The following is a 15,387-nucleotide window of genomic DNA, read 5'->3' as shown; positions in this document are numbered from 1 at the left end:
GTTTAACATGTTAAAATTAGCTGATCGTTATTTATGAAAACAATAATCTTAATAATAGCATTTGTTTGCAGTGTTGTGCTGCATGGCTATGCGCAAGGACGGATTGAAATTCCATATAATTCAGGCTGGGAATTTAAAATGTCAAAAGAAAGTAAAGAGGTGGTGCTTTCAGAAAAAAAAGCTTGGACTAAAATCAATATTCCACATGATTATAGCATGGAATTAGATTTTTATGCACCTGTTGAGGAGTCTGAGCATCCCGAAAATATTGGAGATTTAGGACTTATGCTGGGAAGCAGATCAACAGCATATTTGCCCTCAGGTATTGGGTGGTATAAAAAATCAATTGAATTGCCTGATGATTACAAGAACAAAAAAGTACAAATACTCTTTGATGGCGTTTACAGAATGTCGGATGTTTGGATTAATAATAAGTATCTAGGGCATCATAATAATGGATATACAGCATTCTACTATGACTTGACCCCTTATTTGAAAGAAGGAGATAATACCATCGTTGTCAAGACAAAGAATGAACTTAAGAGTCGTTGGTATTCAGGAAGCGGTATTTATAGAGATGTTAAATTACTTGTTACGGATAAAACGCACATCCCAATTTGGGGAAGATATGTTACAACACCTCAGGTCTCTCAAGAACAAGCCGAAGTGTTAATCGAAACTACACTGAAGAATGAGAAATTTTCTGATGTGGAGGTAACCTTAATACATAGGGTTGTTGATTCCAACGGAAAGGAAGTTGCCCAGGTAAAGGTTGTTCAGGAAATTAAAAAGGGAAGGGAAATAACCAGCGAATCATCACTTACCGTTAGTGATCCAAAGTTGTGGAGTTTAGAGTCGCCAAATTTATATGAGCTCGTTACCGATGTGTTTTCGGATGGGAAGCTTATAGATAATTTCTCTTCTCAGCTTGGAATCAGAAGCCTGGAATTTTCTGTCGAAAAAGGATTTCTTCTTAATGGGAAATTTACAAAATTGAAAGGCGCATGCATTCATCATGCAAATGGTCTTCTGGGCTCTGAATCTTATGTACGCTCTGAAGAAAGAAAAATACTTGCCTTAAAAGAGATGGGATGTAATGCCATTCGCTGTGCCCATAATCCACCTTCAAAAACATTTCTCGATTTATGTGATAAATATGGAATGCTTATTATTAATGAGGCTTTTGATGAATGGAAAAGGACCAAAACCGGAGGTGGCTATTCTGTATATTTCGAGGAGTGGTGGGAGAAAGATTTAACCGCTATGTTACTGCGCGATCGTAACCATCCGAGCATTATTATGTGGAGTATTGGTAATGAAATTCCAGAACAAGGTTATCCAGAGGAAGGGCCTGAAATTGCGAGAATGCTAGCTGCACATGTTAAAACTTTGGATGTAACAAGGCCTACTACATTAGCAGTTCAACCTGGTACTACTGAAATGTGGGCAAATAGATTTCCTCCTGAAGCCTTTTTTGATGCTGTTGATATATCTGGATATAACTATGAAGAATTCAGTATAAAAAAAGGGGGTGGTTTTGTCGAAAATCATGTGGAGTTTCCTGATAGGATAATGTACCATAGTGAATCGCGTGTTCCTAAATTTTATGACAATTGGCAAAAAATCAACAGCCTCAATTATGTGTTAGGCGATTTTATTTGGACTGGTATAGATTATTTGGGCGAAGTTGGATGTGGATATGATCGTAAAGATCAAAGTAAATTCCCTACCTATTTTGCTATGTGTGGTGACCTTGATATTTGTTTGAACCGCAAGCCACGTTCTTTTTATAGGAACATTGTATGGTCTAATGTTGATGATGTTTATATGCAAGTCCGTCAACCAAAAGGTACTGGTTATGACACCCCCCACAAATGGGCATTTACTCCAGGTTTGCACTCTTGGGAATGGAACTTGCCTGAGGGAAAAATGATGACTGTAGATGTTTTTAGTGCAGCCGATGAAATAGAGTTGTTTCTGAATGGAAAGTCAATTGGAAAGAAGAAACCTCTTGAAAAAATTGCAAGCTTTGAAGCGCCATATCTAGCAGGAGAATTAAAAGCAGTTTCTTATAAAAATGGAAAAAAATCAGGTGAAAATTTTTTAAAAACACCTGGTGCGTCCAAAGTGCTTGTTATAAAGGCTGAAAGAGAAAAAATAAAGGCTGACATATCAGAAGTTATATATGTGAATTTTGAAATTATAGGAGAAAATGGCACTCGAAATATTCTTAGTGATAGGGAAGTGACTTTTCAAATTGACGGTCCGGCAACAATTGCAGCTATTGGTACTGCTGATCCAAGTGCGCCTATTGGTTACCGTTTTCATGGCACAAAATGTAAAACATTTCAAGGCAGAGGGCAATTGGTTCTCAGGTCTAATGGCAAAGCGGGTGTGATTAAAATAAACGCAAAAGCAAAAGGCTTGAAAATTAAACCAGTTAGAGTAATTGCAGAATAAACATATTGGAGAATTAGAATTATGAAAAAACTTATATTTTTTACACTTTGTATTGTCTCGTTTAGCTTTATTAAAGCAGCGGATACAGATGATGAAAAGGACTCTTTTCAGTTTGCTAAACTTTCCAAGGACGTTAAGGATAATTTTATGAAAGGAAATGCTTCTGCAAATGTTTTAGTTGATCCTGATTATTATGTTTGGGGTCTTTCGGTCATAAAATGGAGCGATGGGAAATACCATTGTTATTATTCTCGTTGGCCTAAAAGTGTTGGTTTTAATGGCTGGCTTACTGATTGTGAAATAGCTCATGCCATTTCCGATCGGCCAGAAGGTCCGTTCCTGTTTGAAAGTGTTGTGCTAGAAAGTCGAAATAGTGCGGGCTGGGATGTACTTACGTCACATAATCCATCAGTCTGTATTGCTGGCGATAAGCTGTGCTTATATTATATTTCAAACGATATGGGACAGGATTTTGAGGATTTGAGTGCACCTATGAACCTTGATTTTCGCAAAGAAAATTGGAAGCTAATACGTAATAATCAACGCATTGGAGTTGCCATTGCCACTGATCCATCTGGGCCTTTTATACGTTCTGAAAACCCGGTTGTAGAACCGGACAACAAATTATTCAAAAATATAGCCGTAAACCCTGCAGTAACTTATGTAAATGGAAAGTTTACTATGATTATGAAGGGCGATGATGTAGGTGAAGATAAGTGGTTTCGAATTCAATTGGTAGGCCATGCTGATAACCCACAGGGGCCGTTTTATTTTGAAAATAAACCGGTATATGACAAAAAGCAAACGGAAGATGCCGGAATTTGGTATGATTCATCTCGACAAACATATTATATGACTTGCCATGTACTTGGTTTACCCGATTTAGCCTTGTTTACTTCAAAAAATAGTTACCAATGGCAACCTGCATCACAACCTGTGTTGATGAAGAAGGAATTCTTACTAGACAATGGAGAAATATGGAAGCCTAAAAGAGTGGAACGTCCTTTTGTATTAACCGATGACAATGGAAAACCTGTGATGTTATATGTTGCAGTGTCCGACAATGGTATAACTGGGAATATTGCCGTTCCATTTACTGATAATTAAACTAAATGGAGTTCAGTAGTTAACTACATATTAAATTTGACTGATAAATTTTATCGGCACGGATCATTCGGCCAATCAAATTATTGAAAATATTTTCTTTCATTTGAGAACGGTTGATCCGGAAACAAAACTCGCCCAAATATCGGTCTATATTGTAATCGCTTACCCATGAATACGTTGTTCGTATCCATGATTTCAGTTGATGTATCATGGTGTGTAAGGCTTTAAAGTTTAGCCCGCCATCACTTTCTGTTTGGGTTATGCTGTAGTCTTTCATCAATGGCCTATAGCCTTTCCATTTATCGGTAGTTACTAATGCTTCAGGCGAGATATGTTTATCGAACAAACGTTTCAGCTCTTTGGATGAATAGTTTTCAATTTTCATGGAGTACATGCGCTTCACCTTTCCCTCTTCTGTCAACTCAACAGCACAGATAACTTTCTTTTTCTTCCCTTCATAGCTTCTTCCAACCTTGCCTTCTTCTTTACCTCCAATAACAAATTCATCGATATGGACATCGCCTTTGATGGGATATTTGCCGCTAGATTTCATGGCCTCCCGCACTTTGTGCATGAAGAGTCTGGCCGTTTTTTCTGTGATACCAAACCTTTCAGCAACATAGTTTGCCGAAAGGCTTTTTGTTGAAGTGGACATTTCAAAACAAATGAAGAAGGCTTTACGAATACCAAACTTTACTTTGTGAAACAGCGTATTGGCCGTGGCCGATTCCGTGTGGCTACATTTGTTGCAAGTGCGAGAATGGTTGCTCCTTTTTTGGCTGCCAGTATGACCACATTTTCTGCAGAAATAACCTTCATCCCATTTGAAATGGGCCAAGTATTCTATGCAATCTTCACCGGTTTTAAACTGTTCAGCAAACTCTAAAAGGTTTTGTCCTTTGAATATTTTCATGAAACCCTAATTTTGTTGAAGTCAAAGATAATAAGAATATGCACGTATCTACTGAACTCTATAATATAATATGTCTGTCAAAATAAAGCAACGTGATATTACCGATTGTGGTGCTGCTTGTCTTGCCTCGGTAGCTGCCCATTATAAGTTAAAATTACCTGTTTCCCGCATCCGTCAAATGGCTGGAACAGATAAGAAGGGAACTAATGTATTGGGCCTTCTGAAAGCTTCTGAAAAGATGGGATTTACTGCAAAGGGGGTGAAAGGAGGCGTGGATGCCCTACCGAAGATCCCTGTGCCCGCTATAGCCCATGTCGTGGTAAATAAGGTTTTGCATCATTATGTGGTCATCTATAGAGTAAAGGATGATCATGTGGAATATATGGATCCGGGTAACGGACAGATGCATAAAGTTCCTGTTTCAGAATTTTCTGAAATGTGGACAGGGGTTTTATTGTTGATGGCACCAGGAGAGGATTTTACTCAGGGCGATCAGAAAGTTTCTAACCTTAAGAGATTCTTCTTTTTGCTGAGGCCGCACAAAAGCATATTGACGCAGGCTTTGCTTGGAGCTATAGTTTATACGATATTGGGTCTTTCAACTTCCATCTATATCCAGAAAATCACCGACCATGTTTTAGTGAATGGAAATACCAAATTGCTTAATATGTTAAGTGTTGGGATGGCGATTTTATTGCTTTTTCAGATTTTCATTGGCGCCTCCAAAAGTGTTTTAATGCTCCGGACCGGACAGAAAATTGATGCTCAGCTTATACTTGGGTATTACAAGCATCTTTTAAAGTTACCCCAGCGTTTTTTTGATACCATGCGGGTGGGTGAAATTATATCCCGGATTAATGATGCCGTTAAAATACGGGCCTTCATTAACGATACTGCTGTTTCGTTGATAGTGAATGTGTTCATTGTTATTTTTTCATTCACTCTCATGTTTATCTACAGTTGGAAGTTGGCACTGATAATGGCCATTGTAATTCCACTGTACTCTGTGGTTTATTATCTGGTGAATTATTTAAACAAAAAGCGTGAACGTAAGCTGATGGAACATGCCGCTGATCTTGAAAGTCAGCTGGTGGAGTCCCTTAACTCCCTGAAAACCATAAGGCAATTTGGCCTGGAAGATTTTGCCAATATCAAAACAGAAACCCGTTTTATTACACTCCTGAAAACCATCTATAAGTCCGGAATAAACTCTGTTTTTGCCGGTAATTCTTCTGAGTTTTTGAACCGGGCATTTGTTATTATCTTGTTGTGGACAGGTTCATACTTTGTCATAGATCAGTCGATAACTCCGGGAGAATTACTCTCTTTTTATGCCATTCTGGGGTATTTTACTTCACCGGCAGCACAATTGGTTGGTATGAACAAAACCATTCAGAATGCTCTCATAGCCTCCGATCGTCTATTCGAAATTATGGATTTGGAGAGAGAGGCCGATGATGATAAAATTGAACTTCGGGAGGATTTAATTGGCGATATACGTTTTGCAAATATAAAATTCAGCTATGGCACTCGTGTGGATGTCTTTGATAATTTCAGTTTGCTTATTCCCAAAGGAAAACTTACAGCAATTATAGGGGAGAGTGGCTCGGGGAAAACCACCCTGGCTTCCTTATTGCAAAAACTCTATCCCTTAAGTGACGGAAGTATATACATTGGAGAGCACAATATTAATTACTATACCAACCACAGTTTAAGGCGTTTGGTGGCCAGTGTTCCGCAAAAACTGGATTTGTTTGCCGGAAATGTTGTTGAAAATATTGCGGTTGGAGAGTTTCATCCGGACATGGAACGGATTTTAGCTATTTGTAAACAATTGGGGATATTTAAGTTTATAGAAAATCTTCCGGCTGGTTTTGACACTTACCTGGGGGAGAATGGAGCTTCTATCTCTGGAGGTCAAAAACAACGCCTTGCCATTGCCCGGGCATTATACAAGAATCCTGAAATCCTGTTGCTCGATGAGGCCACTTCTTCCCTTGATCCGGAATCGGAAAGTTATGTACAAAGTACCATCGATCAATTAAAAAACGAAGGCAAAACCATTATTGTAATTGCACACAGACTAAGTACAGTAATGGAAGCAGACAAAATTGTGGTGCTCGAAAATGGCCAATTGATCGAGGAGGGCACTCACTTTGAGTTGTATGAAGATCAGGGAAAATATTTTCAAATGTGGCAAAAGCAAATGCCGCCTGTTTTTTCTGAAGTTTAATTTTTTCCGTGCTTTTTTTGTGCACGGAGCAGAACTATTTTAGCACTATGATTAGAAACATTCAACATGCCGGCTAACAGAGTGTTTCTGAGATTGGGAAGTGGTCAACGCCCGGAAAAGGTTGATTTAATGATATTTTTAGTATTATGAATCTCGTTAATTTAGAATCAGGATTTGAATTTAAAGAACTGACTCAAAATGAACTTCAAGAAACTGATGGTGGTATTGTTGTCGCCCTTTGCTGTGTAGCTCTTGTATGCCTGGCAGGATGTACTGTCAATGTTAATACAGGTAGTGGAAATATCAATAACTCAACAGAAGCAAGCGCAGATAGCACAAATGTAAATGTTGGACATGGTTCGGGTAACAATCTATAAAATCATGCGTTCATTTCATGCTTCAATTGGGAAATTACCAATTGGAGTTTTTACTTTTATCTTATTGTTGTATCTTTTATTTATTGGTCTGGACATATTGACAACTTATTTGGCGTCGCCGGAATTAAGATATGAGTACAATCCTGTTATTATTTATTTTGAAATGATCTGGTGGGAAATTGTTACTGTTTCTATTCTAATTGCATTTCTAATATTTTTTTGTTTCCTCTTTTCCTTAAGTAAATTGATCAATAATCCTCAAATGGAATATTGGGGATTTTATATTTTAGGAGCTAGTATTTTTATAAGCCATTTTTGCTATACTTTTTTCACTATTGTAAATAATATCTTAAGTGGAGTTTATCTTGGAAACATAGACATTCAGTGGCTTAATTCAATTTCCAATTGGTATATTACAGAACTGGTTCAAATCCAGTATTTTTATGAGATAATTGTAAGTCTTTATTTTTTAAGTGGTTTTCTTATCCTCCATTTTGCCTTCAGGAAAGAATAAAGTGAAATGACTTTATCTTGGTATGAAGAAAACAGAAAAAATGCTCTGTTAACATTGCATCTGCTATTGTTGAATACTTTATCTTAAGCCAATGTTGAATATTGAGTTATTTAGGGGCTGCTGAAAAAGTCAGAAGCCTCATTTTTATTTTTTCATTGATTTTCTTTTTGGCATTGCCCCAAAAAGAAACAAAAAAGTCTAGTCCGTTTAAACCTATCCACCCGCATCAGGCTTAATTTCCGGCTAGCCCGCAAGGCCTGGAAGTCGCCCATTAAGCATTCTCGCCAACCGCCGGCCCGGAAAACGGACGGGCCCGCGCGCCTTTAAATACTAAGATGCGTAGCTGTTTTTAAACAATCTTTCAGAACAAAAACTACTAAATTTTTATCCTAAAGAATTTCCCAAGAGCAAAGCTAACTGTGATTTCAAACAAACATCCTTGCACCTCATTCTGGTTAAAGCACACTCAATATACTTATAAGCAGACACATAAGTGTTTATCAGCAAGCCCTATTTAATCCTTTGCTCACAATGAAACTTTGCCAAGCAGAAAAGAATATACCAATAAAAAAGCAAACATGGAAAGCATAATTGATAAGCAAAATCCAAAAGCCGAAGAACATACAATGGGATGTGCTTCTATCAAATGTAAGCCCCAATTTGAGTTCTGGATTTCGCATTGTTAATTTTTGCAAATCATCCACATTATTATAACGAATGCAAGTTCAATAAAGAAAAGCTTTTTTCTTTGAATGTTATTGTCTTTAGTTAGGGTCAGCTGAAAAAGTCAAAAGGGCAAAATTTACAAGCCGACCAATCGAAGGAGTATAAAAATACTTCGAGATTTGGGCGGTGAAGTAAATTTTGTCCTTTTGATTAGCCGTTTTCTTATATTCAAGTGCAAAGGAATACGAGTATGTTGTGAAATAACCTTGCACCTATTAACTCATTGATTTCCTATAAGTGTTTAATATTTAATAAAATTTGCGTTTTTCAGCGCGCCCTAGTTATGCAGATTTTCTGAATGTTACTCTCTAATAACATCCTTAAAACTCTAAAATTTAAAAGGATAAATGTGTAATGGCGTTCGCCTTAAATAATTGTATTCTGTTATGCTGTAGTTTCATTTTGAAAAGTTTAGTGTTCTGAACTATCTTGGTTTCTTCTTAACTCCCTGCTTTTTTGTGCACAGAGCAAGACTATTTTAGCCCTATGATCAGGAATAATCAAGATCCCGGCTTCTACATTATGTGTTGTGATGACCCCGTTTTTCTTTATATCTTATAACAATAGGACGTTATTGATGGTTAAATCCACTATACATACCCCACTCTTATGCTCAGGAAAAGCCCTGCAGGCTGCAGGGGCTTTTCAGTACTTAGGAATTGGCCGCTGCAGCCTGCAGCGCATTTTCTTAGTCTCCGGATAGGCCCTCGCAAGCTGCAGCACGATTTCCGGTGTCTATAATTGACTCCTGCAAGCTGCATTGGTCTGTAAAAATAATTTCGAAATGGTCCTTATTCTGCAACTAATAATCACCTATCCTGAATGTTTTCGAATGTCATCTCGTGTGGAGAATGCTGATAATAAATCAAAAAACAATAAATATGAAACTTCACTTACCTATTTTAGTAACTCTGACTTTGCTTTTTGTTGCAGGTTGCGGAACAAATAGTCAAAAACAATCTGATGAAGTATCTCAGAAAGAGACCAAAACAGAATTAAAAGAGGGTGAGGACCACCAGACGCAAGCCAATGATAAAAACAGTTCAGACGAGTTGCTGTCTGCTACTCAAGTCAAAGAAACAGGGTCCATTACCATCAGGGCGCAGTTTGAGATGATGGTGGCCAACACTGCCGGTACTTTCGTCGTTTTTAAGGCACCGGATGATGAAGAAGGCGTTTGGTACCGGATAGCTGATGAAACCAATGATCTGGATTTTGCCATGGGGCTCCGGCCGGGAGACAGCGACTCGGAATACAGTGGTAAGTGGTACGAAATCACCTATGAAATGCGTACTGAAAACAGGAAGGGCCGGGAACAGGAACGACCTTTCATTCTTTCTGCCAGGGAGGTGGGCAAAGGCGGAACGGATAACGCCCCGCAACCAGCCATTACTTTTGAAGACCTTAAGAATGCGATTTTCTTTGGAACTGAACCTTTCTGGTCCGTTGAGTTTAAAAACAGCCATATGTTTTATCAGGATGGCCCCGGCCAGGAAAAGAAGAGATATAACTATGTGGTTGAATCGGGTATCTCCTCTCCGGTGAAAGCCATATCGGAAAATGCTGTCCAGGTGAATGTCTGGCCCGCCATTAATGGCACCGATTCATACCAGAGGCATATAATCATTCGTAAAGAACCTTGTAGCGATGGCATGTCTGATAATACTTATCCCTATTCCATCGAGATAAACCGGGAAGATACTGAGGAGAATGGCTCGGGTGAGATTGGTAAGGGCTGCGGGAGAATAACAAACAATCTTGTGAAGATTGAAGACATCGAGCAATCCCAAAAGATTAAAAATTACACCGTAGCTGAAGTTACCTACGAGCCACAAAGCCACTTTAACATTGTCCTGGATGGGACATTTGACTTCAGAGGTCACTTTACAATCAATCCCATGTCTGATATGCTCGATTTTCATGTGGATGAAAATCAACGTCCCGGGATTGATCTTAAAATAGGAGATTTTTCCCGCCCCTTATTTGCCAGTTTTCATTTCACAAACGAGCCGCAGCTAAAAGCAGTCCTGGGAGATCGGAAGATGAAGCAAATACGCAACGGGGAGCAAGTGAAGGTGAACCTCGTTTTCCGCAATTATCAGGTTGGTGGGAAGATAGATGGATACGGTGGTGCCAGTGCAGAATTTGTGAAACTGTTTTAATAAACGGCCGGGCAAGGTCAGGGACAATAACCCGGGCTTGACAGCAATCTGTTGTTAAGATAATCTTACTAAGTAGAGCCCGTCTATAAATTAAGCAAAGTTTGTTCCTGGAGATGTGTCTGGTCAGTAAGTGGTACTTTATGGACAGGCACTAAGTAGATTTCTTTTGCCTATTTGGGTTTTTGGTGGATTGGGGAATTGAAGAAGAATAGATGTTGAGGCAATGTCCTTTACTGAGAAGTGATTTGGATAGAGATTGTATAACTTTGCCTTCGAAGATTACCTGATGACTTGAAACAAAAAACACCCCCCATGATAATAAGCGCCAGTAGACGTACCGATATTCCGGCTTACTTCACCGAGTGGTTTTTCAACCGGATAAAGGACGGCTTTGTGTATGTGCGAAATCCGATGCACCCCGGACGTATCAGTAAGGTTTCGTTATCAAAGGAGCATGTTGATTGTTTCGTTTTCTGGACCAAAAATCCCGGGCCTTTTATCAAAAGGTTGTCAGAGCTTTCCGAATATCACTATTATTTTCTGTTTACCGTTAATTCGTATGGCAGCGATCTGGAACCGGGAGTACCTCGAAAGAAAGATATTATTGAAACATTTACAGAGCTGTCCAAAAAAATTGGGAAAGAAAGAGTAATTTGGAGATACGACCCAATCTTGCTATCAGACAAATACACCATTGATTACCACATCAAATACTTCAGGTCAATTGCAGAACGCTTAAGCCCTTTTACTGAAAAATGCGTGATCAGTTTTATTGATCTTTACAAAAAGTGTAAGAGAAACCTCAAAGACACGACTGTCCGGGAGCTTTCTGCTGATGAAATTCATTTCTTATCGCCGGAATTGAAGAAAATAGCAGATGAGCAAAATTTATCTCTTCATACCTGTGCTGAAACCATGGACCTATCCACTTATGGAATGTGGCCTAACAGATGTGTTGACAATGTATTGATTGAAAGGTTGTTAAATGAGAAGATTAAATCGGCCAAAGATAAAAACCAAAGGAAAGAATGTGGCTGCATCGAAAGTATAGATATTGGTGCCTATAATACCTGTAAGCACGGGTGCCTGTATTGTTATGCCAATATTAACAATGGAGTGGTTTCTAAAAACTGTGAAAAACACTCGGTTGATTCACCCCTATTGTTTGGGGAGGTTGTTGAAAAGGATATCATTACGGAGAGGAAAGTCAAATCAATAGCAACTCATACCCTTTTTGGATAAGGTACTTCCCGAAAATCAGTTATTTCCTGAATCAAAACTTCGGTGTGTCTCTAAAAGCAACCCCAAAACAGCTTTTTTATTGAAGACGATCCCATATTGCAATTAAAGGCTTTGCGCATTTGCGTTTGAAATTTTTTTAACGGATTGTCCCTGAACAAAAAACCGCTGAAAATCATTACCCTTAAGTGAATAAAAAACTTATCACCATGGGAATTAATCGGCGCGAATTTATCAGAAGAACAGCAGCTACGGCAGCAGGATTGTCGATGGGTATGATGGCTCCGGGTATGACTGTTAAGAACGGATTGCCTTACCGCAAGCTTGGAAAAACCGGACTTGAAGTCTCACTGATCACCGTTGGGGGCTACCACATCGGAAAAGAAAGTCTGACCGAACAGGAATCCATCACCATGATTCGCACGGCCATTGACGAAGGTGTTAATTTCCTGGACAATGCCTGGGAATATCACGATGGACGGAGTGAGGAAAGAATGGGCAAAGCCCTGAGAGATGGTTACCGTGATAAGGCTATACTGATGACCAAGCATCATGGACGGGAACCCAAAAGGGCTCAGCAGCATTTAGAGGACAGTCTGAGAAGGCTCCAAACAGATGTGATTGATGTCTGGCAGTTTCATGAGTTGGATGAAATGAAAGAGGTTGAAGAAATCTATTCCTCAGGGGTATTGGATTTTGCACTGAAAGCCAAGGAGCAGGGAAAGATTAAGCACATTGGCTTCACGGGGCACCATCGTCCAAAGGTGCATCTGGAAATGATCAACCGGGGTTTTGACTGGGAGACAGTTCAAATGCCCATCAATCCCATGGACCACCATTATCTGAGTTTTACGCAAAATGTATTGCCCGTGGCAGTAGAGAAAAACATCGGTGTAATAGGCATGAAGTCGCTGGCCGGCAATGCCGTTTTGGTGAAAAAAGGGGCCGCCACAGTGGAAGAATGCCTGCGCTTCGCCATGAGTATGCCCATATCAACACTCTGCTCAGGTATGGATTCGCTCAAAATGCTGAAAGAGAATATTGAAACCGCCCGCCGCTTTAAGCCTTTGACGGAAGCAGAAATGACCGATCTGCTCAGCCGGTCTTACGATTATGCCCAGGGCGGTGAGAATGAGTGGTACAAATCGTATACTCCCGATCCGGATGATAACTGGTAAAATTTATTTTAGAGCTTGTTGAATAATGCTTTGTAATTTAAATATTAGCGAATTGTATTAAATGCTAACAGTAAAAAGTGAAAGGTTATTTCAGAATTTAAATTAATAATTTTGCACTCATAAATTTATCCAAACAAATTTTTAGAGATTTTTTGTTCTATAAGAATATTTCAAAACAGCTACAAATCTTAGTATTCAAACGGCGCGTTGGCTTGTCCGTTCTCCGGGCCAGCGGTTTGCGAAAAGCCAAAATGGGCGACTTTTAAGGCCTTGCGCAGGGGTCGGAAATTTTGGCTTTTGCGGGATGATAGGTTTTAACGGACTTCCCGAGGATAGTTTTTGTGGGTTTTTGGCCCACCAAAAACCTTACAAAACTTAATTCGGGATTTGGGTTCTTTTTGGGGCAATGCCAAAAAGAACATTGAAAAGAGAAAAAAAATGAGGCTGTTGACTTTTTCAGCAGCTTGCGCCAAGCAAAGCCCGTGAAAAGGGGATTAGCGCATAGTTCTTTGAAACTTTTCATTAGAAACCAGTAGGTAATCAATCCTACCCGGGAAAGCTTAACCAGCACCCGGAACCAAGTGTTGCGTCGTCGTCAGAAATGGCGGCACGAAGCGTACACAGGAAATGCAAAAGCCGTGTAACAAAGCCTCGAAAAGAAAGCTAATGTTAGGGTTTTCACATTGCTGCTTGTGGGAACAGAAGTGCAGGATCCGCCATGGTAAGGAGACTGTGCCCGACCGGGGTCGCCGAGCATGGCAAATGCAAAATAGGGTTTCTACGGGAACTTGGGAGAGCCTCCCACCTCCATGCGAAGGGCGGTCAATAAGGGCATACCGCACCCGAAAGGCCCTGGCCTGTCAGGTCTGTATTGTCATCTGATATGGCGCAAAGAAAGAGACAATACCGTAAATGGTATCCACCACCGAGGGAAACCGAAGGCGGGGAGACGGGTGAAGGCAGTCTTAGCATCTCCATAGTACCGGTTGAAATCTGGCGAATCAGTCCCATGAGAGCCAGAGAGTAGGGAAGGGAAAACTTATCCAAATATAGGATAAGGGATGCCTTAATATTGGGTTTGTAGTTTAGAAACATTAATTGTACCAGCGACATGGAAGAAATGTTAACTGTAGAACTGCAAATAGCAGAGCGGGCAAGGAAATTCAAGGAAGAACCATTGACCAACCTGAGCCAGTTCATTACCTGCGAAATGCTATACAAGGAGTTTATGAAACTCAACAAGTATAGTTCAGCAGGGACTGACGGACAGGATTGGTTTGATTATTCGCGGGTAACTGAAAAGCGCTTACCGGAATTATTATCTGAGTATAAATCGGGACGCTACAAAGCACCTTCCATCCGGAGGGTTTACATCCCGAAAGGAAAAACCGATAAGCGACCGTTAGGCATACCTAGGATAGAAGATAAGGTTCTTCAATCAGCAGTACGGCGGGTATTGGAACCCATCTATGAGGGAATATTTAAAGGTTTCTCGTATGGATTCCGCCCCAACCGTTCGTGTCACAAGGCTATAGAATACATGTTTCAGCAAGTTAGTTTTGGAGGAATGCGTTACATAATAGACGCAGACATCCAGGACTATTTCGGGAGCATCAACCATGGCCAGCTAAGGAATTTTCTTGACCAAAGGGTGAAGGATGGGAAAGTACGCAAAATGCTTGATAAATGGCTTAAAGCAGGAATTCTTGAGGATGAAATCCTAAGTTACCCTGAAGAAGGGACGCCGCAAGGCGGCATAGTATCTCCTTTGTTGAGTAACATTTATCTGCATTATGTGTTGGATGAATGGTTTTCAGAGGTTATCCAACCCAGATTGAAGGGCAGGAGTTTTATTGTTCGATATGCGGATGACTTTGTACTCGGGTTTGAGAGAGAAGAAGATGCAAACCGTGTAATGGGAGTGCTTTTCAAACGGTTTGAGAAATATTTTCTTCAATTACATCAGGGAAAGACCCGGATGGTAAATCTGAACAAACCAGACCGGGGAAACAGGAGTTTTGATTTTCTGGGCTTTACCCACTATTTAGGTAAAAGCAGAAAAGGAAACCCAATACTCAAACGCAAAACGAGCAAAAAGAAATACTCGGAGGCTCTAAACAAAACGGGGGAATGGTTGAAGCGAAACAGGCACAATAAAATCAGGGATATTATCCGGGATTTGAATGTCAAACTTCGTGGATACTACAATTATTATGGCATAACTTTCAATTCCCGAAGACTGGCCGGCTATTATCATCAGGTCAGACGCTTGATGCATAAATGGCTGAACAGACGAGGGGGGAAGCCAACATGGCAATGGGAGCGGTTCACCAAGCTGGTGACCCAATGGTGTCCATTGTTAAAACCCAGGATATATCATTCTTATCTTTCAGCGAAACCAAGTTGAGAGGAACCGTATGCGGGAAATCCGCTCGTACGGATCTGTGGGGGAGCGGCAAAGTAATGAGCCGCTCTACC

General features: G+C 40.0%; 11 protein-coding genes. 9 read left to right on the top strand and 2 right to left on the bottom strand.

All coding sequences use genetic code 11. From position 1 onward, the window contains the following. Positions 1-33 precede the first annotated feature (33 nt). Positions 34-2,460, top strand: a complete 2,427-nt coding sequence (locus DDZ16_RS10025) for a sugar-binding domain-containing protein (protein ID WP_109264327.1) — start codon at positions 34-36, stop codon at positions 2,458-2,460. Between the two features lie 21 nt (positions 2,461-2,481). Then, positions 2,482-3,567, top strand: coding sequence for a glycoside hydrolase family protein (locus tag DDZ16_RS10020; RefSeq protein WP_109264326.1), 1,086 nt, complete (start codon positions 2,482-2,484; stop codon positions 3,565-3,567). Between the two features lie 19 nt (positions 3,568-3,586). Here the strand turns inward: DDZ16_RS10020 and DDZ16_RS10015 are convergent, their stop codons facing one another. Then, positions 3,587-4,480: an IS1595 family transposase gene (locus tag DDZ16_RS10015; RefSeq protein ID WP_109264325.1), complete on the bottom strand. Its 894-nt coding sequence runs from the start codon at positions 4,478-4,480 to the stop codon at positions 3,587-3,589. 70 nt (positions 4,481-4,550) lie between these two features. Here DDZ16_RS10015 and DDZ16_RS10010 point away from each other — a divergent pair, with 70 nt between their 5' ends. From DDZ16_RS10010 to DDZ16_RS09980, 6 genes are all read left to right on the top strand, one after another. After that, positions 4,551-6,713 carry a peptidase domain-containing ABC transporter gene (locus DDZ16_RS10010; protein ID WP_109264324.1) on the top strand — a complete coding sequence of 721 codons (2,163 nt, stop codon included), beginning with the start codon at positions 4,551-4,553 and terminating at the stop codon, positions 6,711-6,713. 146 nt (positions 6,714-6,859) lie between these two features. Beyond that, positions 6,860-7,090, top strand: coding sequence for a class IIb bacteriocin, lactobin A/cerein 7B family (locus DDZ16_RS10005; protein ID WP_109264323.1), 231 nt, complete (start codon positions 6,860-6,862; stop codon positions 7,088-7,090). Positions 7,091-7,094: 4 nt separating this feature from the next. After that, entirely contained in the window at positions 7,095-7,604 is a 510-nt protein-coding gene (locus tag DDZ16_RS10000) for a hypothetical protein (RefSeq protein ID WP_109264322.1), read from the top strand. Between the two features lie 1,607 nt (positions 7,605-9,211). Continuing rightward, on the top strand, positions 9,212-10,492 hold the full coding sequence (locus tag DDZ16_RS09990) for a hypothetical protein (RefSeq protein WP_109264321.1): 1,281 nt from the start codon (positions 9,212-9,214) through the stop codon (positions 10,490-10,492). A gap of 312 nt (positions 10,493-10,804) precedes the next feature. Continuing rightward, positions 10,805-11,734, top strand: coding sequence for a DUF1848 domain-containing protein (locus DDZ16_RS09985; RefSeq protein WP_109264320.1), 930 nt, complete (start codon positions 10,805-10,807; stop codon positions 11,732-11,734). A 206-nt stretch (positions 11,735-11,940) separates the two neighbouring features. Next, positions 11,941-12,909 (top strand): aldo/keto reductase, encoded by a 969-nt coding sequence (locus tag DDZ16_RS09980; RefSeq protein WP_109264319.1) that lies wholly within the window; start codon positions 11,941-11,943, stop codon positions 12,907-12,909. An 822-nt stretch (positions 12,910-13,731) separates the two neighbouring features. Here DDZ16_RS09980 and DDZ16_RS09975 read toward each other — a convergent pair. Beyond that, on the bottom strand, positions 13,732-14,022 hold the full coding sequence (locus tag DDZ16_RS09975; protein WP_109264318.1) for a hypothetical protein: 291 nt from the start codon (positions 14,020-14,022) through the stop codon (positions 13,732-13,734). On the opposite strand from DDZ16_RS09975, the gene ltrA reads away from it, so the two are divergent. Continuing rightward, complete coding sequence (gene ltrA, locus DDZ16_RS09970; protein WP_109264317.1) at positions 14,021-15,316, top strand: group II intron reverse transcriptase/maturase; 1,296 nt, start codon at positions 14,021-14,023, stop codon at positions 15,314-15,316. The two genes, DDZ16_RS09975 and ltrA, sit on opposite strands and share 2 nt — an antisense overlap. The last annotated feature ends 71 nt before the right edge of the window (positions 15,317-15,387 follow it).

This window comes from Marinilabilia rubra (assembly GCF_003121985.1).
Taxonomy (GTDB): domain Bacteria; phylum Bacteroidota; class Bacteroidia; order Bacteroidales; family Marinilabiliaceae; genus Marinilabilia; species Marinilabilia rubra.
Note: the sequence above shows the minus strand (reverse complement) of the source record. Positions and strands in the feature narration are given on the sequence as shown.

Coding starts and splice junctions, on each gene's coding strand:
- DDZ16_RS09990 (WP_109264321.1), top strand. CDS start 9,212: ATGAAACTTCACTTACCTATTTTAGTAACTCTGACTTTGCTTTTTGTT.
- DDZ16_RS10020 (WP_109264326.1), top strand. CDS start 2,482: ATGAAAAAACTTATATTTTTTACACTTTGTATTGTCTCGTTTAGCTTT.
- DDZ16_RS10000 (WP_109264322.1), top strand. CDS start 7,095: ATGCGTTCATTTCATGCTTCAATTGGGAAATTACCAATTGGAGTTTTT.
- DDZ16_RS09985 (WP_109264320.1), top strand. CDS start 10,805: ATGATAATAAGCGCCAGTAGACGTACCGATATTCCGGCTTACTTCACC.
- DDZ16_RS10025 (WP_109264327.1), top strand. CDS start 34: ATGAAAACAATAATCTTAATAATAGCATTTGTTTGCAGTGTTGTGCTG.
- DDZ16_RS10015 (WP_109264325.1), bottom strand. CDS start 4,480: ATGAAAATATTCAAAGGACAAAACCTTTTAGAGTTTGCTGAACAGTTT.
- DDZ16_RS09980 (WP_109264319.1), top strand. CDS start 11,941: ATGGGAATTAATCGGCGCGAATTTATCAGAAGAACAGCAGCTACGGCA.
- DDZ16_RS09975 (WP_109264318.1), bottom strand. CDS start 14,022: ATGTCGCTGGTACAATTAATGTTTCTAAACTACAAACCCAATATTAAG.
- DDZ16_RS10005 (WP_109264323.1), top strand. CDS start 6,860: ATGAATCTCGTTAATTTAGAATCAGGATTTGAATTTAAAGAACTGACT.
- ltrA (WP_109264317.1), top strand. CDS start 14,021: ATGGAAGAAATGTTAACTGTAGAACTGCAAATAGCAGAGCGGGCAAGG.
- DDZ16_RS10010 (WP_109264324.1), top strand. CDS start 4,551: ATGTCTGTCAAAATAAAGCAACGTGATATTACCGATTGTGGTGCTGCT.